At 67.3% G+C, this 18,893-nt stretch carries 16 protein-coding genes; 12 read left to right on the forward strand and 4 right to left on the reverse strand.

Annotated features, from left to right (window positions below; genetic code table 11):
* Positions 1-41 precede the first annotated feature (41 nt).
* The 9 genes from RO07_RS00465 (at position 42) to RO07_RS00505 (ending at position 11,218) form a co-directional block, all read left to right on the forward strand.
* Positions 42-1,391, forward strand: a complete 1,350-nt coding sequence (locus RO07_RS00465; protein WP_039407095.1) for an aspartate aminotransferase family protein — start codon at positions 42-44, stop codon at positions 1,389-1,391.
* Entirely contained in the window at positions 1,388-2,275 is an 888-nt protein-coding gene (locus RO07_RS00470) for a beta-keto acid cleavage family enzyme (protein WP_039407097.1), read from the forward strand. Before RO07_RS00465 ends, RO07_RS00470 begins: the two co-directional genes overlap by 4 nt.
* A gap of 170 nt (positions 2,276-2,445) precedes the next feature.
* Positions 2,446-4,095, forward strand: a complete 1,650-nt coding sequence (locus RO07_RS00475) for a methyl-accepting chemotaxis protein (RefSeq protein ID WP_039407099.1) — start codon at positions 2,446-2,448, stop codon at positions 4,093-4,095.
* Positions 4,096-4,150: 55 nt separating this feature from the next.
* Positions 4,151-4,654, forward strand: a complete 504-nt coding sequence (locus tag RO07_RS00480; RefSeq protein WP_039407110.1) for a chemotaxis protein CheW — start codon at positions 4,151-4,153, stop codon at positions 4,652-4,654.
* Positions 4,651-6,132, forward strand: coding sequence for a CheR family methyltransferase (locus tag RO07_RS00485; protein WP_052266906.1), 1,482 nt, complete (start codon positions 4,651-4,653; stop codon positions 6,130-6,132). The genes RO07_RS00480 and RO07_RS00485 overlap by 4 nt, the downstream gene beginning before the upstream one ends.
* The gene (locus RO07_RS00490) at positions 6,129-6,770 is read left to right on the forward strand and encodes a chemotaxis protein CheW (protein ID WP_052266907.1); all 642 of its coding nucleotides are present in this window, start codon (positions 6,129-6,131) and stop codon (positions 6,768-6,770) included. Before RO07_RS00485 ends, RO07_RS00490 begins: the two co-directional genes overlap by 4 nt.
* On the forward strand, positions 6,767-9,160 hold the full coding sequence (locus RO07_RS00495; protein WP_039407111.1) for a hybrid sensor histidine kinase/response regulator: 2,394 nt from the start codon (positions 6,767-6,769) through the stop codon (positions 9,158-9,160). The genes RO07_RS00490 and RO07_RS00495 overlap by 4 nt, the downstream gene beginning before the upstream one ends.
* Positions 9,157-10,167: a chemotaxis-specific protein-glutamate methyltransferase CheB gene (cheB, locus tag RO07_RS00500; protein ID WP_039407113.1), complete on the forward strand. Its 1,011-nt coding sequence runs from the start codon at positions 9,157-9,159 to the stop codon at positions 10,165-10,167. The genes RO07_RS00495 and cheB overlap by 4 nt, the downstream gene beginning before the upstream one ends.
* Positions 10,168-10,180: 13 nt before the next feature.
* Positions 10,181-11,218: a diguanylate cyclase gene (locus RO07_RS00505; RefSeq protein WP_167369425.1), complete on the forward strand. Its 1,038-nt coding sequence runs from the start codon at positions 10,181-10,183 to the stop codon at positions 11,216-11,218.
* A gap of 6 nt (positions 11,219-11,224) precedes the next feature.
* Here RO07_RS00505 and RO07_RS00510 read toward each other — a convergent pair whose 3' ends face one another.
* The gene (locus RO07_RS00510; RefSeq protein WP_039407116.1) at positions 11,225-11,698 is read right to left on the reverse strand and encodes an SgcJ/EcaC family oxidoreductase; all 474 of its coding nucleotides are present in this window, start codon (positions 11,696-11,698) and stop codon (positions 11,225-11,227) included.
* A gap of 196 nt (positions 11,699-11,894) precedes the next feature.
* Between RO07_RS00510 and RO07_RS00515 the strand changes: the two genes are divergently transcribed.
* A complete protein-coding gene (locus tag RO07_RS00515; protein WP_039407118.1) occupies positions 11,895-12,632 on the forward strand; it encodes a glutathione S-transferase in 738 nt (245 codons plus the stop codon).
* 63 nt (positions 12,633-12,695) lie between these two features.
* On the opposite strand, the gene RO07_RS00520 is transcribed toward RO07_RS00515, so the two are convergent.
* The 3 genes from RO07_RS00520 to RO07_RS00530 form a co-directional block, all read right to left on the reverse strand.
* Positions 12,696-13,331 carry a GNAT family N-acetyltransferase gene (locus tag RO07_RS00520; protein WP_084072376.1) on the reverse strand — a complete coding sequence of 212 codons (636 nt, stop codon included), beginning with the start codon at positions 13,329-13,331 and terminating at the stop codon, positions 12,696-12,698.
* A gap of 162 nt (positions 13,332-13,493) precedes the next feature.
* Positions 13,494-14,915 (reverse strand): TAXI family TRAP transporter solute-binding subunit, encoded by a 1,422-nt coding sequence (locus RO07_RS00525; RefSeq protein ID WP_052266908.1) that lies wholly within the window; start codon positions 14,913-14,915, stop codon positions 13,494-13,496.
* Between the two features lie 75 nt (positions 14,916-14,990).
* Positions 14,991-15,911 (reverse strand): LysR family transcriptional regulator, encoded by a 921-nt coding sequence (locus RO07_RS00530; RefSeq protein ID WP_039413753.1) that lies wholly within the window; start codon positions 15,909-15,911, stop codon positions 14,991-14,993.
* 263 nt (positions 15,912-16,174) lie between these two features.
* Between RO07_RS00530 and RO07_RS00535 the strand changes: the two genes are divergently transcribed.
* Both RO07_RS00535 and RO07_RS00540 read left to right on the forward strand, forming a co-directional pair.
* Positions 16,175-17,365: a M20 aminoacylase family protein gene (locus RO07_RS00535; protein ID WP_039407121.1), complete on the forward strand. Its 1,191-nt coding sequence runs from the start codon at positions 16,175-16,177 to the stop codon at positions 17,363-17,365.
* A complete protein-coding gene (locus RO07_RS00540; protein WP_218026551.1) occupies positions 17,362-18,672 on the forward strand; it encodes an MFS transporter in 1,311 nt (436 codons plus the stop codon). The genes RO07_RS00535 and RO07_RS00540 overlap by 4 nt, the downstream gene beginning before the upstream one ends.
* Positions 18,673-18,893: the final 221 nt, after the last annotated feature.

The raw sequence follows: 18,893 nt of genomic DNA on the forward strand, positions 1-18,893 counted from the left end.
GCCATTGCACGATGCGCCGTCTTTTCGTCAGAGGTTCAGGCATGACTCACGTGTTTCACCGCAATCCGCGCCAGACGCTGCCCGTCGCCGTCGGCGGCCAGGGAATCGAGCTGATCGACAGCACCGGCAAACGCTATCTCGACGCCTGCGGCGGCGCCGCCGTCTCCTGCCTGGGACACGGCCACCCGCGGGTGGTCGAAGCCATGCGGCAACAGGCGGCGCATCTCGCCTATGCGCACACCTCGTTCTTCACGACGGAAGTGGCCGAGCAACTGGCCGACACGCTCGCCGCGAGCGCGCCTGGCGATCTGAATCATGTGTATTTCGTGAGCGGCGGCTCGGAAGGTGTGGAAGCGGCGCTCAAGCTCGCGCGCCAGTACTTCGTCGAGATCGGTCAGCCGCAGCGCCAATACTTCATCGCACGCCGTCAGAGCTACCACGGCAACACGCTGGGCGCGCTGGCCATCGGCGGCAACGCGTGGCGTCGCGAGCCGTTCCTGCCGCTGCTCGTGCCGGCGCATCATGTCTCGCCTTGCTTCGCTTATCGCGAGCGCCACGAAGGCGAGAGCGATGCCGCCTACGTCCAGCGCCTGGCAGACGAGCTCGAAGCGAAGATCCTCGAGCTCGGCGGCGACACGGTCATCGCATTCGTGGCGGAAACGGTGGTCGGCGCGACTGCCGGCGCCGTGCCGCCGGTGGACGACTACTTCAAACGCATCCGCGCCGTGTGCGACAAATACGGCGTGCTGCTGCTGCTCGACGAAGTGATGTCGGGCATGGGCCGCACCGGTTACCTGTTCGCGTGCGAGGAAGACGGCGTCGTGCCCGACATTCTCGTCGTCGCGAAGGGACTCGGCGCCGGCTATCAGCCGATCGGCGCGATGCTGTGCTCGGACAGGATCTACGACGCCGTGGTCGGCGGCTCGGGCTTCTTCCAGCACGGTCACACGTATCTGGGCCACGCCATGGCGTGCGCGGCGGCGCTCGCCGTGCAACGCACGATTGCCGAGGACAACCTGCTGGAGAACGTGAAGGCGCGCGGCGAGCAGTTGCGCGCGCGACTGCGCGAAGTCTTCGCCGATCATCCGAACGTGGGCGACGTGCGCGGGCGGGGTCTCTTCGTGGGCGTCGAGTTCGTGGCAGACCGCGCGACCAGGCGGACGCTGCCGGTGGCCGACAAGACACATGCGCGCCTGAAGGCCGCCGCGAAGGTGCGCGGGCTGCTGATCTACCCGATGGGTGGCACGGTCGACGGCGTACACGGCGATCATGCGCTGATTGCACCGCCGTTCATCTGCCGGCCGGGCGATATCGATCGCATCGTCGAATGGCTGGCGCTGTCCGTGGCCGACGTGACCGGTGTGCCCACGAAGCTCGGAGGCGCGGCATGACGCGGGCCTTCGCGCTGGCCGTCGCCCCCAACGGCGCGCGTCGCACGCACGCCGATCATCCGGCGCTGCCGATGACGCCTGCCGAACTCGGCGCCTGCGCGAGAGCGTGCCTCGACGCCGGAGCGGCAATGATCCATCTTCACGTACGCCGCGCGGATGGCACGCACAGCCTCGAAGTCGCGGATTATGCGGCGGGCATCGCCGCCGTGCGGCGTGCGGTCGGCAACGATCTCGTGCTGCAGGTGACGACCGAAGCGGTCGGCATCTACACGCCGGCGCAGCAGATCGCGACGGTGCGCGCGTTGCATCCGGAAGCCATCTCGGTCGCATTGCGCGAGGTGTTGCCGGACGCCGATCACGCCCCGGTCGCCGAAGCGTTCTTCGAATGGCTGTGGCAGGAGCACATCACGGCGCAGTACATCCTGTACGACACGGACGACGTGGCGCACTACTGGCGGTTGCGCGCGCGCGGTGCGATCCGCCCGGGCCGTCATTGGGTGCTGTTCGTGCTGGGGCGGTACAGCAAGGGGCAACTGTCGTCGCCCGCCGATCTCCTGCCGTTCCTCGCCGCCTGGCGGACGGGCGTGGGCGGCATGGGTGGCATGGGTGGCATGGGTGGCGTGGGCGGTGCCACCGGCACCGGTGCGTCGCCCGACACCACGCCGTGGGCCATGTGCGCTTTCGGACCCCGCGAGACCGAGTGCGCACTGGCGGCCGTGTTGCACGGCGGCCACGCCCGTATCGGCTTCGAGAACAATCTCTTCCTGCCCGATGGCAGTGTCTCGCCGGGCAACGACGCTTCGCTGCGCGCACTCACCGCCGCCGCGTCCCCGCTGGCGCTCGCGCCGATGACGGCCGACGCGTTGCGCGAGCTCACGCGCTGACCCGCTGCCGATCCCGCGACGCTCGCGGGATCGAATCGGAAATAAACCCAAATACACGAGGTGACCGACGTTGCCTGGCCGGGCCGCTGTAATAGAATCGGCGTAACCTTGACAAGGCTCGCGTCGCCCTCCCCCCGGCACCGGGCGTCACCAACGAACGGGAGCGCGGCGTGAAACACTGGTCTATCCGACATCGCATTCTGGCCAGTTTTGGCCTGATTCTCGCCTTGATGGGCCTCATGGCCGGCATCGCCTACACGCGGCTGGTCGCCATCGAGCAGGAGGCGTACAGCGTGGAGTCCGACTCCACACCGGGGCTGTACTACAGCACGATGCTGCGGGGCGCATGGTTCGAGAGCTATCAACTGATCCAGCAGGCCGTGGCCGTCGATGACAACGACAAGACGCGCGCCGTCGACCTCGAAGCGCTGCGCGCCGTCGACGCGAAGATCGACGGCTGGATCAAGAACTACGGCACCACCGTCAACCGTACTATCGATCGCGAGCAGTACGAGGAAGTGCTCACCGTGCGCCGGCAATACGGCCGCGTCGGCACCGAAGTGCTCAAACTCGTGGCCGACGGTCAACTGCCCGCGGCGCGCGCCATGCTCTCGAGCCAGCTCTATCCCGAATGGGGACGCGGACGCACCGCCATTCAGAGTCTGGTCGAGACCAACAAGACCTTCGCCGACGAATCGACACACAACATCGCTCAGGCCGTGGCCGCTGCCAAGGCAACGCTGCTCATCACGCTGGCGGTCGCGCTGGCGGCGGCGATCCTCTGCGGCTGGCTGCTGTTCCGCGCGATCAGCGTGCCGCTCGCGAGCGTGATGCAGATTCTCGAAGTCATGCGCTCCGGCGATCTGACCAAGCGGCTCGACCTGGGCCGTCGCGACGAATTCGGCGCGCTCGAGTCGGGCTTCAACCGCATGACGGACGAGCTCACGGGCCTCGTCGGACAGGCACAGAAGTCGGCGCTGCAGGTGACGACGTCCGTCACCGAGATTGCCGCCACGTCGCGCCAGCAGCAGGCCACCGCGTCGGAGACGGCGGCGACCACGACCGAGATCGGCGCGACGTCGCGCGAGATCTTCGCGACGTCGCGCGATCTCGCACGCACCATGACCGAGGTCGCCGGGGTGGCCGATCACGCGGCAACGCTCGCGGACACCGGCCACGTCGGACTCACGCGCATGGAGGACGCCATGCGTCACGTCATGGAAGCGGCCGGCTCGGTCAACGGCAAGCTTGGCATCCTCAACGAGAAGGCGGGCAACATCAACCAGGTCGTCACCACGATCACCAAGGTGGCGGACCAGACCAACCTGCTTTCGCTGAACGCCGCCATCGAGGCCGAGAAGGCCGGCGAGTACGGGCGTGGGTTCGCGGTGGTGGCCACCGAAATCCGACGCCTGGCCGACCAGACCGCCGTGGCGACCTACGACATCGAGCAGATGATCAAGGAGATTCAGTCGGCCGTGTCCGCCGGCGTGATGGGCATGGACAAGTTCGCCGAGGAGGTGCGTCGCGGCATGGACGAGATGCGTCAGGTCGGCGATCAGCTCGCGCAGATCATTGCGCAGGTGCAGACGCTGCCGCCGCGCTTCCAGGTCGTCAACGAAGGCATGCAGGCACAGGCCACCGGTGCGGAGCAGATCAACCAGGCGTTGGTGCAGCTCTCCGAGGCGGCCCAGCAGACGGCTGAATCGCTGCAGCAGTCGAGTCAGGCCATCGACGAGCTCAATCACGTCGCCAACGGACTCAAGAGCGGCGTGTCGCGCTTCAAGGTGCTGGCAATCAGGCCGAACGGGCTGGGCTGAGCACGGCGCGCGCCCTCATCCCTTTCCCCCTTGACCGTCACTCGCGGACATCGATATGTTGTTCCTGCGCTTCGCCATCGCGACCGATCACTACGTCATCGAGGCCAGTCACGTGGCCGAGGTGCTGCCGTGGCTCGCGCTCAAGCGCCTGCCCGCCGCGCCGGCGTGGGTCGCCGGGGCGTTCAGCTATCGCGGTGAACCCGTGCCCGTGATCGATCTCACGTGTCTGGCCACCGGCGCGAGCGCGCCCGAGCGACGCTCGACGCGTCTGGCGCTGGTGCACTATCCCGAGCCCGGCCCGCATGCGCGGCGTCTCGGCGTGCTGGTCGAACGCGCCACGGACACGCTGCGTGCCGACCCTGCCGCATTTCGCGCGAGCGGCGTCGATCTGCCCGAGGGCCGCTACCTCGGCCCGGTGCTCGACACCGACGAGGGACTGGTGCAGTGGGTGCGCGTCGGGCAATTGCTTACCGACGAAGCGCGCGCGTTGCTCTTCGACGCCGCCGGCGAGGCGTTGTCCGAGGCTTCGCCCACCGACGCCCGGGAGGCATCGCCATGAGCCACGTGCGGGATATCGAGCGGTTGTTGCGCGACACGATGGGTCTCGACGCCGAGACGCTCGGCGCCAATGCCGTCGAACGTGCGGTGCGCGCGCGCCTTGCCGCTATCCCGGCGCACGACGAGGGCATCGCCGCCGACTCGATGTACTGGCAGCGACTGCAGCAGTCGCCGCAGGAGCTGCAGGCGTTGATCGAAGCCGTCGTGGTGCCCGAAACCTGGTTCTTCCGGCATCGCGAGGCCTTCGCGACGCTGGCGCAAATGGCGCGCGACGAACAGGCGGCGCGACGCGGTACCGTGCGCGAGGGACAGCCGTTGCGGCTGCTGAGTCTACCCTGCGCCACAGGCGAGGAACCGTACTCGATGGCGATGGCGCTCTTCGATGCGGGATTCGACACGGGTGGCTTCACGATCGACGCACTCGACATCAGCGAACGCGCACTCGCCATCGCGCGCGAGGGCGTGTACGGCCGCAACTCGTTTCGTGGACCACCGGCCACGCTGCTGTTCCGCGATCGCCACTTCACGCCGCTGGGCGAGAGCTATCGTGTGATCGACGCGCTGCGCTCGCCGGTGCGCTGGCACGCCGGCAATCTGTTCGACGCGTCGCTCGTCGAGCGCCTGGGCACCTTCGATTTCGTGTTCTTCCGCAACGTGCTGATCTATTTCGATCGCGAGACCCAGCAACGGGCGATCGCGCTGCTCATGCGTCTCATGCGCATGGGCGCGACGCTTTTCGCCGGACCGGCCGAGGGCGGCACGCTGACGAGCAATGGCCTGATCTCCACCGGCCACGCGCAGGCGTTCTCGTTTCGCGTTGCCGGGCCGATCAGCGATACCGCGCCCACGGCGGCCAACGTGTCGCGCGTGCCGGGTACGCTCGATCCTGTCAGCGCGGTGCTGCCGGCAGGCAGTCCCGGTACCTTCGGCACCCTTGGCGCCGTCAGTGCTGTCTTGCAGCGACGCACGCACATCACGCAAGTGGCGCAGTTGCCGCACGCGCATACGAGCTCGGCCCGGCCGCTCGCCCCGGCATCCGCCTCTGTGCGTGTTGCCCGGTCAGCCACCGCGTCCAGCGCCGTTGCGCCGAACGCGCGCACGGGCGGCAATGCCGCCGACGGTGCGTTGCTCGAGCAGGCACAAGCGGCGGCTGATGGTGGCGACTTCACGCGCGCCGTGGCGTTGTGCCGAAACGTCCTCGCGACCGACCGCGCCAACGCGCAGGCGGAATACCTGCTCGGTCTTGTCGACGATGCGCGCGGCGATGCGCAGGGCGCGATGATTCACTACCGTCGCGCGCTGTATCTCGAGCCGAACCACTACGAGGCACTTGTGCATTGCGCGGCGCAGCTCGACGCACGCGGCGACGCCGCCGGTGCGCGTCGTCTGCTCGATCGTGCGGAACGTGTGCGGCCGGTGCACGACGCCGACGCCCCACCCCATGACCGCGTCCACCGCCCCGGGGCCCGACATCAATGATCCATCGCGAACTCGCGCATGACGCGTCCTCCGTCACCGGCGAACGCACACCGAAGCCGGATGCCAGGGTGATCCGCCGCCAGGCGGCCGAACTGCTCGACCGCCTGCCCGTGGCGCCGGTCGATCCCGCGCCGTGGCGCGCGGCTCCGGAGGCGGCGACCGACACACGCGGCACCGCGTTACTGCTGTTCCGTCTGGCCGACGAGTGGCTGGCGCTGCCGGTCGAGACCATCGAGGAAGTCGCGTCGATGCGCGCCTGGCATACGGTGCCCGGGCATCGCCAGCGAGCACTGCTCGGCCTCGTGAATCTCCGCGGGGCGCTGGTGCCCTGCCTGTCGCTCGGTGAACTGCTGCGGGTACAGTCCGCGCCGCCCGCCAGTGTGACGCCCGCGAACGCGTCGCGCGCCAGCACGTCGCGCTTGCTCGCGTTGCGTCACGGTTCGCATCTGAGCGCTTTTCCGGTGACCGAAGTGCACGGCACCGTAACGCCCGAGAAACACGACCTGGGCGCTGTCCCTGCGACGGTGCTCGGGGCGTCCGGCGGTTTTGCGGTGGCCGTGTTCCATTGGCGCGATCACGCGGTGGGCGTGCTCGATCCGCTGCGCGTGGGCGCCGCGTTCGACAGGAGCCTCGCATGAGCGACGACTTGCAGAACGCGACGCTGCTCGATTTGTTCCGCATGGAGACGGAGACTCAGGCGCAGGTGCTCGGCGACGGACTGCTGGCGCTGGAGCGCTCGCCCGGCGACGCTACGTGTCTCGAAGTGTGCATGCGCGCGGCGCACTCGCTCAAGGGCGCCGCGCGCATCGTCGGTGTGGACGCCGGGGTGTCGCTTGCCCACGTGCTCGAAGACGCCTTCGTTGCCACTCAGCGCGGCACGCTGCGGCTGGACGGGGTGCTCATCGACCGACTGTTGCAAGGCGTGGATCTGCTCATGCGGCTCGCACATCCGCCGGGTGGCGACGTCAATTGGGCGCAAGGCGCGGGCAAGGCCGAGATCGATGCGTTCGTATCGACGTTCGCCACCGAGCTCGCCGGGTTGACGGGTGGCGCGGCGGTGACCGCGCGCGGCGGCCAGGGACTCGACTACGTCGGCTACGGCGCACGGACGGCTGCGGAATTCGCGCCGCCGGTGAAGGAGGACGCCCCCGTGGCGCCGGAGCCGCCGGTCGGCGACAGGCCCGGGCCCGGAGGCGGGCATAGCGGCCGGGGCGCTGGTGGCGGAGATGGCGGTGGTAATGGCGGTGGTGATGGCGCCGACCATGCGTCGCGCGCCCTGCGCGTATCGGCCGAGAGCCTGAACCGGCTGCTGCGGCTCTCGAGCGAGGCGTTGGTGGCGTCGCGCTGGTCGCAGCCGTTCGCACAGTCATTGCGGCGTCTGAAGCGTCATCAGCATGATGCGAGTGACGCGCTCGATCGCGTAAGCGCCGCATTGGTGCGAGCGGCGGAGCACCCCGGCGAGGACCGTCAGGCGATGCTCGCCGCGCTGGCCGACTTGCGCCGTACGCTGGGCATGGGTGGGCAGTTGCTCGCCGAACAACTGCACGAACTGGACCAGTTCGATCGTCGCTCGACGCAACTGTCGCAGCGCCTGTACGACGAAGCGCTCGCTTGCCGCATGCGTCCGTTCGAAGACGGGATCGGCGGCTTCGCGCGCATGGTGCGCGATCTCGGACGCGCGCTCGGCAAGCCGGCGCGTCTGGAGATTCGCGGCGCGGATACGCAGGTCGATCGCGACATCCTCGACCAACTCGAAGCGCCCCTCGGCCATCTGCTGCGCAATGCCGTCGATCACGGGCTCGAGAGCCCGGCGCAACGCGCGGCGGCGGGCAAGCCGGCCGAAGGCGTCGTCACGCTCAGTGCGCGGCACAGGGCCGGTCTGCTGCAGGTGAGCGTGGCCGACGATGGCGCGGGCGTCGATCTCGAGCGAGTGCGTCAGGCGGTCGTCTCGCGCGGGCTCGCCACTGCGCAGACCGCGCAGCGTCTCGACGAAAACGAACTGCTCGAATTCCTGATGTTGCCGGGCTTCACGCTGCGCGACACCGTGACGGACGTGTCGGGCCGCGGTGTGGGCCTCGACGCCGTGCGCGCGATGGTCGCGATGGTGCGCGGCACGGTGCGCATCGAACAGACGTCGGGCCGCGGCACGAAATTCACCCTGCAATTGCCGCTCACGCTGTCGGTGGTGCGCAGCCTGCTCGTCGAGATCGCCGGCGAGCCGTATGCACTGCCACTGGCGAATCTGTCGCGCACGCTCGCGCTTGCGCCCGAGGACATCGACATGCTCGAAGGGCGGCCGCATTTCACGCTCGACGGGCGCCAGATCGGACTGGTGAGCGCGCAGCAGGTGCTGACCGGCAACGCGCCGGTCGGGGCGTCCGGCGATCAGCCGGTGGTGGTTCTTGGTGAGGGCGAGGCGCATTACGGGCTGGCCGTCGACAAATTCCTGGGCGAGCGCATGCTGGTCGTGCAGCCGCTCGACGCCCGTATGGGCAAGGTGCCGAACATTGCCGCCGGTGCGCTCGCCGAAGACGGTTCGCCGCTGCTCATCATCGATGCGGTGGATCTCGTGCGCTCGATCGCCAAGGCCGTGGGGACGGGGTCGCTCGAACGGCTGCCGGCGCCCGCGGCGCAGACGAGCGGCCGTTCGCGCAAGCGCGTGCTTGTCGTCGACGACTCCTTGACCGTGCGCGAACTCGAACGCAAACTGCTTGCCGCACGCGGTTACGACGTGAGTGTGGCGGTCGACGGGATGGACGGATGGAACGCGGTGCGCAGCGAGTCGTTCGACATGGTGATCACCGACGTCGACATGCCGCGCCTGGACGGCATCGAACTCGTCACGCTCATCAAGAGAGATGCACGCACGGCCGATATTCCGGTCATGATCGTGTCCTATAAGGATCGCGAGGAAGATCGACAGCGCGGACTCGACGCGGGTGCCGATTATTACCTCGCAAAGGGCAGCTTCCACGACGACGCGCTGCTGCGGGCCGTGGTGGATCTCATCGGGGAGTCGGGGACATGAGAATCGGCATCGTGAACGATTCGATCATCGCCGTGGAAGCGTTGCGGCGCACACTCGCGCAGCGCCCCGGACTCGAAGTGGCCTGGGTGGCGTACGACGGTGCGCAGGCCGTGGCGCTGTGCTCGCCCGTGCCGCCGGACCTGGTGCTGATGGATCTCGTCATGCCGGTCATGGACGGTGTGGCGGCCACGCGCGAGATCATGCGTCGCACGCCGTGTCCGATCCTGATCGTGACGTCCGATGTGGGCCATCACGCCAGCCTCGTGTTCGACGCGATGGGCGCCGGCGCGGTGGATGCCGTCGATACGCCGGTGCTGGGCGCGGCGGCGCCGGCGCGTCCGGCGTCGTCGCTGCTCGCGAAGATCGACGCCATTGCGGCGCAGCAAGCCGACGCCCGCAAGGCGCACGCCGCCGCCCCTGCGTCGGCCCCGCGAGGGAACACCGATGCGCTCGTGGCGATCGGCGCGTCGGCCGGCGGTCCGGCGGCGCTTGCCGCCCTGCTTGGACGGCTGCCCGCACACTTCGGTGCGGGCGTGATCGTTGTACAGCATGTGGACGAGGCGTTCGCGCAAGGCATGGCGACATGGCTCGACCAGCAGACGCTGCTCACCGTGCGGCTGGCGCGGGCGGGGGAACGGCCCGCGGCCGGCGTAGTATTGCTCGCGGGAGGGAATCGTCATCTGCGGGTGGATGCGAGCGGACGTTGCGTATATACGGACGAGCCGGAGGATGCCGTCTATCGACCGTCCATCGACGTTTTCCTGAGCAGCGTGGCTGAGCACTGGCGCTCGCGCGCGGTTGGCGTGCTGCTCACGGGTATGGGGCGCGATGGTGCGGCCGGTCTGGGCGCCATGCGCGCGCGGGGCTTTATCACCATTGCGCAGGATCGCGCGACGAGTGCGGTGTACGGTATGCCCAAGGCGGCGGCCGAAGCCGGAGCGGCGTCGGAAATACTGCCGCTGCCGACCATTGCGCCGCAATTGACGGCGATGTTTGGAAACGTATGACAGGATGTGAATCATGACGACAATTCCGCGCCCATCTCGGCCATTGACCGTGCTCGGTGCCGAAGGCAGCCTGAACGATTCGTCGGCGATGGTGCTGCTCGTCGACGATCAGGCCATGGTTGGCGAGGCGGTTCGCCGCGCCCTCGCCAGCGAGTCCAACATCGACTTCCACTATTGCGCGAATCCGGAAAATGCGTTGCAGGTGGCGGAGCAGACGCGCCCGACCGTCATCCTGCAGGATCTCGTGATGCCGGGCACGGACGGATTGTCGCTCGTCAGACAGTATCGGACGAGTCCGCTCACCCGAGACATTCCGATCATCGTGCTCTCGACCAAGGAAGAGTCGACGGTCAAGCGCGAAGCGTTTGCCGCGGGGGCCAACGACTATCTCGTCAAGCTGCCGGACACGATCGAGCTGGTCGCGCGCATCCGCTACCACTCGCGCTCGTACATGAACCTGCTCCAGCGCGACGAAGCGTATCGCGCGTTGCGCGAAAGTCAGCAGCAACTGCTCGAGACGAACCTGGAGCTCCAGCGCCTCACGCATTCGGACGGCCTCACGGGGCTCGCGAACCGGCGCTATTTCGATGAGTACTTCGGTGCGGAATGGCGTCGCGCGCTGCGCGAGCAACGCGAGATGGCGCTGCTGATGATCGACGTCGACAACTTCAAGTTCTACAACGACACCTACGGCCACATCGCGGGCGACGACGTATTGCGCCGTGTGGCGCATACGCTTTCCGGCGCCGCGTCGCGTCCGGAAGACCTCGCGGCGCGCTTCGGCGGCGAGGAGTTCGCGATCGTGCTGCCGAACACTGGAGCTGCGGGCGCCGCAGTCATCGCGGAAAAAGTGCGGGCACAGATCGACGCGATGGCGATCCCGCACGTCGGCGCGGCCAATGGCAGGAATGTCACCGTCAGCGTGGGCGGCGCGGCATTGGTGCCGCGCACGCATATGGCGTCCACCTCGCTCATCGAGGCTGCCGACCTGGCGCTGTATCGCGCCAAGCAACAGGGCAAGAACCGCGCGGAAATGCAGCCGGGCGTCTGACGTCGATTACTCCTCTTCGGGTTTTTTCGACGAATGGTGGCTGGAGATCAGCCACTTGCCGTTGAGCCGGCGGTAGGTGAAGGTGTAGCGCGCGGCAACCTTGCGGCCGTCGTCGAGCGTAAACGTGTAGTTGCCGATGTCGATGGCGGTATCGCAGCCGATCTTGATTTCGCGGTAATCGATGCGACCCGACGGCTTGTGCGTGAGGAAGTGGGTGAAATAATCGATGCGCGCCTTGGACGTCGTTCGGATTTCGCCCGATAGCGTAGGCAGGAGCACGGCGTCCGGCGCATAGTTGGCGTCGACGGTGGCGGGGTTGCCGGTCGCGAGCGAGGCGTTCCAGCGATCGAACAGCGCCGCAATTTCGTCCGGCTTTGTCGCGTGGCAGGTCACCTGCCTTGCGAGAGCTCCCGCGGACGCAAGCATGACGATAGTGCCGGCGCCGAAGACGAGTACGGATCGCTTTACCTCGCGTTTCATGTCGATTTCCCTTGCGGAGTGTGGTGTGCCTCGGCGGATGCGATGCCAAGCATCGACGAACCGAAGTCGGTGGCGTGACGCGGCGTGCAACGAGTGCAACGGGCGTACGCGGTAGAACGCCATGGTTGTACCGCGCGCAAGCATAGCAGGTTGCCATTGCGTCGCCGCCGGTGTTTCCTGAACCTGAGGAGGATGCATGACCTTCGAACTGTTCTACTGGCCGGGGCTGCAGGGACGCGGCGAATTCGTCCGTCTCGCGTTCGAAGCCACCGGCACACCGTATGTGGAAATCGTGCAGGGCACCGGGCCCGGACAGGGCGTCGACGGCCTGATGCGGACGATGGACGATCCCGCCCGCGTCGATCCGCCCTATGCACCGCCTTTCCTGCGCGTGGGCGACGAACTCATCGGCCAGACGGCCAATATCCTCGCCTACCTGGGGCCGCTGCTGGGGCTCGTCGGCGAGGCGCCGCGTACGCGCCGCTGGGTGAACCAGTTGCAGCTCACGCTCGCCGATCTCGTCGCCGAAGTGCACGACGGCCACCATCCGATCGCGAGCCGCCTGTACTACAGCAACCAACGCACCGAAGCGCGCCGGCGCACGGCGGATCTCATCGACTACCGACTGCCCAGGTTCTTCGATTACTTCGAGCGCGTGCTGGTCAACAATCCCCAGGCCGGTGGCTGGCTCTCCGAGGGGGCGATGTCGTATGCGGATCTCTCGTTGTTCCAGGTGATCGCGGGACTGTACTACGCGTTCCCCCGCGCGATGTCGGGCTTCGCCAAAGCGTACCCGCGTTGCCGCGCGGTGCACGACGCCGTCGCCCGGGAGCCGCTCGTGGCGGCCTATCTGAAGTCGTCGCGCCGCATCCCATTCAACACCACGGGGATCTTCCGGCACTACAAGGAACTGGACCGCGCCACGCCGTTCTGACGCGCGCCGCCGGTCGCGGGCGATTGGGTTCGCTCGGACCGGACCGCTTCCGCTTGGCCTGCGCTATTCGTGCGACTCGGGAAGTGTCGTATCGCCGGCGTTCAGCGGGCGTTGCATGAGGACGGTATCGACCCAGCGGCCGAACTTGAAGCCCACGGACTTGAGCATGCCCGCGTGCTCGAATCCGCACGCGGCGTGCAGCGCCAGCGACGCGGCGTTACCGCTGTCGCCGACGTTGGCGATCAACTGCCGCCACGGACCGCCCTCGCAGCGTGCGATGAGCGTGAGCAGCAGCGCGCGGCCGACGCCCTGTCCGATGGCGTCGGCGGCGATATAGACCGAATCCTCGAGCGTGAACCGGTACGCCGAGCGCGGGCGGTAGTGCGTCGCGTAGGCGTAGCCGAGCACCTTGCCGTCGCGCTCGGCGACGAGATACGGCAGCCCGGCGTCGAGCACCTTCGTGCAGCGCGCCCGCATTTCCGCCTCGTCCGGCGGCACTTCCTCGAACGACGCCGACCCCGTGAGCACGTGATGGGCGTAGATCGCCGTGATGGCCGGCAGATCGGCGTCGCGCACGGGACGCACCGTGCACGCGTTGCGTGCCAGTTCGGTGCCCGAGCGTCGCGCCGCACCTGGCGACGCGCAGGGCGAAGCCGCGGCGGGCGGCGCAACGGAAGTGGAAGACGGGGACGACGACATACGGAAGAGCCAGTGCGTTGAGTTGTGGGGAAATTTCAGGATGGCGTCATGTGGATCCGGTGCGCTGCGGTCCGACTCGCCATGGCCTGTAGTTTGCACCCCGAGTTGGCATAAGGAAAGTTTGTATCGATTATGAGAAGTATAAGTTTTGCTTTGTCACCGTCAGGCGCTCCTTTCGCTGGGGGCACCGGCTCCGCCCGCTGCGCCAGGCGCCCGCGTACCCGTACCGGCCCCACCCTGCTCAGCGTCCATGGCGTCGAGCCGGTGCCGTACGAAGCCGATATGTTCGCGTAGCACGTAGAACTGATCGGCATACGCGAGCGGGATCTTCAGTCGGTTGACGGCGGCCTCGATCGCATCGAGACGACTGCGCAGACTCTTGTATTCGATGTGAGCGTCGTCGGCGAGCGCTTCGCGTTCCAGCGCGATGAGGCCGCCGTACCAGCGATACAGCCGCGACTTCACCCGCCAGCTGTACAGCGACGGCACCAGCCGGAAGGCCGGGATCAGCACCACGATGATGGGGACGAGCAGCACGACGATGCGGTCGGCCAGACTCGCGACCCAGAACGGCAGGTGCCGGTACAGGAAACCCTTGCCCGACTGGTAGTAACGCGCGGCATCGTCGGAGAGCGGAAACTCGTGCACTTGCGACGAGGGGAATTCACCCGCGCGCTGCAGCAGACTCGCCTTGCCGTGCACTTCGCGAGCCGCCTCGATCAGCAGATCGGACAGCGCCGGGTGCAGGCTGTCGCGCGCCACGAGCTCGACCGTCGGACTGATGACGTGCACCGGCTGCGCGGGCAGATTGCGTCCGAGATCGAATAAACCGCGCGGCAACGTCAGTTGATTCAGGTAGGTGAAGCGTCGCGTGTAGGCGTCGGCCTGCGCAAAGTCCATCAGGCGCACGCCTGGCGTGCGGATGAGCTTGGCCATCGTCGGTCCGGTCGCCGTGTCGCCGGTGAGCATCGCCGCATCGACGCGACCGTCGATCAGCGCCTGCGCGGCCTCCTGTCCATCGTAAGCCGTGAGTGTCGTTGGTCCGCCCGGCTCGATGCCGTTCGCCTTGAGCAGCGTGAGGGCGAGCGTGCGCGCCCCGCTGCCTTCCCGGCCGATGGCGATGCGCTTGCCCGCGAGGTCCGAGAGCTTGGTGACGCGCTCGCCGCGATAGAACACGGAGATCGGGGCGTAGAAGACGCTGCCGAGCGAGACGAGACCGTCGACGTCGAGCCCCGCCGACACGCCGCCCTGCACGAGCCCCAGATCGACGTTCTGATTGGGGTCGGCAAGGCGCTCGACGTTCTGGCGCGAGCCCTCCGAGCTCAGTACATTGAGCGTGATGTCGTTGCGCGCGAGGATTTCCTTGTACCGCTGTGCCGCGCTCCAGAAGGAGCTGCCTTCCGGACCCGCGCTGATGGTCACGGTGCGCGGCGGCGCCGGCTGCACGAGCCACACGGCGAGCCAGATGGCCGCAATCGCCACGAGCACGACAGGGCCGAAGGACACGGCGAGATCGCGCCACGAAATCGCAACGAAACGCGCGCGCAATCGCCGGTGAGCAGGTTGGTTCGAGTCGGTCGTCATTGAGAAGGCAGGCTAATCCAACACCCGGCCGATCATACGCCATCTGCGGAATTCGACCGGTGCGCTCGGCGCGGGTCAACGGTGCGCGAGGCTTTGTGCGAGTTGCTTCCAGAGGTGATCGGCGGCGGGCGAGAGGCGCCGGCCGACGCGCGTCATCATCTGACTCGAGAAGCCGGCGGCGATCGGATGGTCGATCGGCACGGCCACCAGCTCGCCGAGTTCGATGCCGCGTCGCGCCGTGATGGCCGACATGAACGCGACACCGAGCCCGGCAGCGGCGAGCGTCTGCGCCGTGTTGAACAGGTCCACGCGATAGGCGGGCGTGACGTTCAGGCGTGTGGTGTCGAGCACCGAATGCACGAACTGCTGCACGCCGTGCGCTTCGGTCATGAAGATGAGCCGTTCGTGCGCCAGTTCCGCCGGCGGCACGCTCGCCATCGTGGCGAAGCGATGCGTGGGGGCGACCACCGCGCACAGCGCCTTCGCCGCGAACGGATGAATGCGCATGGCGGGGTCGTCGGCGGAGCGTGCGCACAGGCCGATATCCACGACGTCGTCGCGCACGAGCGAGAGCACCACGGGCGTGGGGCCGGAGCGGATCTCGACGAGGATGTCGGGGTAGCGTTTCGAAAAGCGCTGCAACGCCTGCGCGATCAGCCGGCCGATGAATCCCTCGCCCACACCGATGGCCACGCGTCCGCGTTTCAGATGCCGATACTCCTCGAGCCGCGCCGCGAGGTCGCGCTGCCGGCGCTGACCGTCACGGTAGTAGTCGATCAGCATCTGGCCGATCTCCGTGACGCTCACGTTGCGTCCGCGCCGCTCGATGAGCGGGAAGCGCAGACGGCGCTCCAACGCGGCGACCTGACGGCTGACCACCGAAGGGTTCACGCCGAGCGCTTCGGCGGCCATGCGCACGCCGCCCGTCGCGGCAATTTCGGCGAGATATCTGAGCGGTCGCTCGCCGATGTCGTCGACCCAGGAATCGATTGTCATGATGGGCTCACAGAGGCGCTCGAGCGACGACACCGCGCTGGCTGTCGGCGATTCCGACGGCCATACGGCGCCTTGCGGGCCATGAGAGACGCACCTCGACGCCTCGATTCGACGTCGGTTTCCCGCTCCGATTCGGACATTTTCCTGACATCGTCCATCGCTCGACTGTTGACTTGAGAGCAACATTTTGGACTGGTTTGCGTCATGGGTGCGAAATTTCGTCGATGCAATACTCCGCGATATTCAAAAAAGAGGAGCCCTCGATGAGCGAGATTCGCTATTGCGAAGTCGGCGATCTGCACGACGCCCGTGATCAACTGGCCGACATTCGCCGCCACATTCACCAACACCCCGAACTGTCCTACGAGGAAGTCGACACGTCGCGCTACGTGGCCGAGATGCTCGAGCGCTGGGGATATCGGGTCACGCGCAACGTGGGCGGACACGGTGTGGTGGCCTCGCTCACCGTCGGCACGAGCGGCCGCTCGGTCGGCGTGCGCGCCGACATGGACGCACTGCCGATTCACGAGCAGACGGGCCTCGCCTACGCCAGCGTGCACGACGGCAAGATGCACGCCTGCGGCCACGACGGCCACACGACCGTGCTGCTCGGCGCGGCTCAGCGACTCGCGAAGACACGCAATTTCGACGGCACTGTTCATCTGATTTTCCAGCCGGCGGAAGAAGCTGGTTCGAACAGCGGCGCCGAGCAGATGATCGCGGACGGCCTGTTCGAGCGCTTTCCGTGCGATGCGATCTTCGGTCTGCATAACCACCCGGGTGTGGCGACAGGGACGTTCGGTTTTCGCGCCGGGCCGCTGATGGCCGCGTGCGACACCGTCAAGGTTCGCATTCACGGCCGTGGCGGCCACGCGGCGCGTCCGCACCTGGCCATCGACCCGGTGGTGGTCGGCAGCGGCCTCGTGATGGCGCTGCAGACCGTCGTCGCCCGCAACGTCGATCCGACGGAGGCGGCCGTCGTGACGGTTGGCACCTTCCATGCCGGGTTCGCCCCGAACGTGATTCCCGAGGAGGCCGTGCTGGAGATGAGCGTGCGCTCGTTCTCGGCGACGGTGCGCACCACGCTCGAAACGCGCATCCGGGCGCTCGTGAAGTCGCACACCGAGGGCTACGGCGCGAGCGCGGACATCGAGTACATCCGCGGCTATCCCGTGCTCGTGAACAGCGAAGCGGAAACGGCGTTCGCACGCGGCGTGGCCGAGGAACTGGTGGGTGCCGAGCACGTCATCTCGCCGTTCCCGCCCATCGCGGGCAGCGAGGATTTCGCCTACTACCTGCAGAAAGTGCCGGGCTGCTTCATCCGTCTCGGCAACGGCGAAGGCAAGCCAATGCTGCACAACGCCAAGTACGACTTCAACGACGACAACCTGACCATCGGTGCGGCCTTCTGGACGCGTCTGGTCGAACGCTTTCTCGCCCGGGAGTACGCATGACCATCGCAACGCAAGCTTTTCCGGCCGAGGGCGCACAAGCCTCGCCGATGACCCCCGCGCAGCAGCGCAAGATCGTTTTCGCCGCCGTCATCGGCAACCTGCTCGAGTTCTTCGACTTCACGGTCTATAGCTATTTCGCGCTGACCATCGGCAAGCAGTTCTTCCCGGCGGACGATCCGATCACGTCGTCGCTGCTCGCGTTCGCCGTGTTCGCGGTCGGCTTCGTGATGCGCCCGCTCGGCGGCATCGTGCTCGGTCGCTACGCCGACCGCGCCGGCCGCAAGCCCGCGCTCACGCTCACCATCCTGCTGATGGCGCTCGGCTCGGCCGCCATCGGGCTTGCGCCGACGTATGCGCAGATCGGTCTGGCCGCACCGTTGCTGATCGTGGCGGCGCGCCTGCTGCAAGGCTTCGCGCAAGGCGGCGAGTTCGGCGCCGCCACGGCGACGCTGCTCGAGGTCGGTGGCGCGAAGAGCCGCGGCTTCCGGGCGAGCTGGCAGCTCGCGAGCCAGGGCGCGGCCGCCCTGCTGGGATCGGGTCTCGCGGCGAGCCTCGGCTTTCTGCTCTCGGACGACACGATGCATAGCTGGGGCTGGCGCATTCCGTTCCTGCTCGGCACGCTGATCGCCCCGGTCGGGATCTACCTGCGCCGCCACATTCAGGAAGAACCGCCGAAGGCGAAGGCCGTCGCCGGCCGCGACGACCCGAAGCGCGCCTTGTATGTGCGCAACTGGTTCCTCACGATCTTCTCGATCGCCGGCATGTCGGTGTCGACGTACGTGATGATGTATTACATGCCGACGTACTGCATCCAGTATCTGGGTCTGCCGCCGAAGATGTCGATGCTCGCCGGCGTGACCGCGAGCACGATCTCGTTGGTGATGTGTCCGATCTATGGCGCCTGGTCGGACCGGATGGGCCGTCGCAAGCCGCTGACTCTCTTCGGCCGCGTGGCGCTCATCGTGCTGCTGTATCCGGCGTTCTGGATCATGACGCACTTCCCGTCGCTGCCCGTCGTGCTTGCCGCGTTGATCGTGCTGATGCTCTGCTACACGATGGGTTCGGCGCCGGCTTACGCGCTGATGCCGGAGAATTTTCCGAAGCATCTGCGCGCGGGCTACATGTCGAGCGCGTATGCGATTTCGGTGTCGGCGTTCGGCGGCACGGCGCAGCTCGTGGCGGGCTGGCTGATTCGTGTGACCGGCAACAAGATGGCGCCGGCGTGGTACATGATCGCGTGCGTGATCGTCTCGCTCATCGCCGTGTCGATGTTCGAAGAGACCGGCAGCAAGGCGCTCGACGAGTAAGCGTCGGGATATGTACCTCCGCACTATCGCATGCGTCTAAGCAATGTGCATAAAGGAACGCCACGCATGGACGCGTGGCGTTCGTTTCTTTTCAATCTGCGATTCCCGCCATCCGCTGCATTGCGTAGAGGGTGGGCGGGCATTGGACTAGGTTGGCGAACCGCTGACGAACCAGGATTAACGGCACACCCGAAGGTGTCCCAATCCAGGCCCACCCGTAA

Source organism: Pandoraea pulmonicola (genome assembly GCF_000815105.2).
Lineage (GTDB): Bacteria > Pseudomonadota > Gammaproteobacteria > Burkholderiales > Burkholderiaceae > Pandoraea > Pandoraea pulmonicola.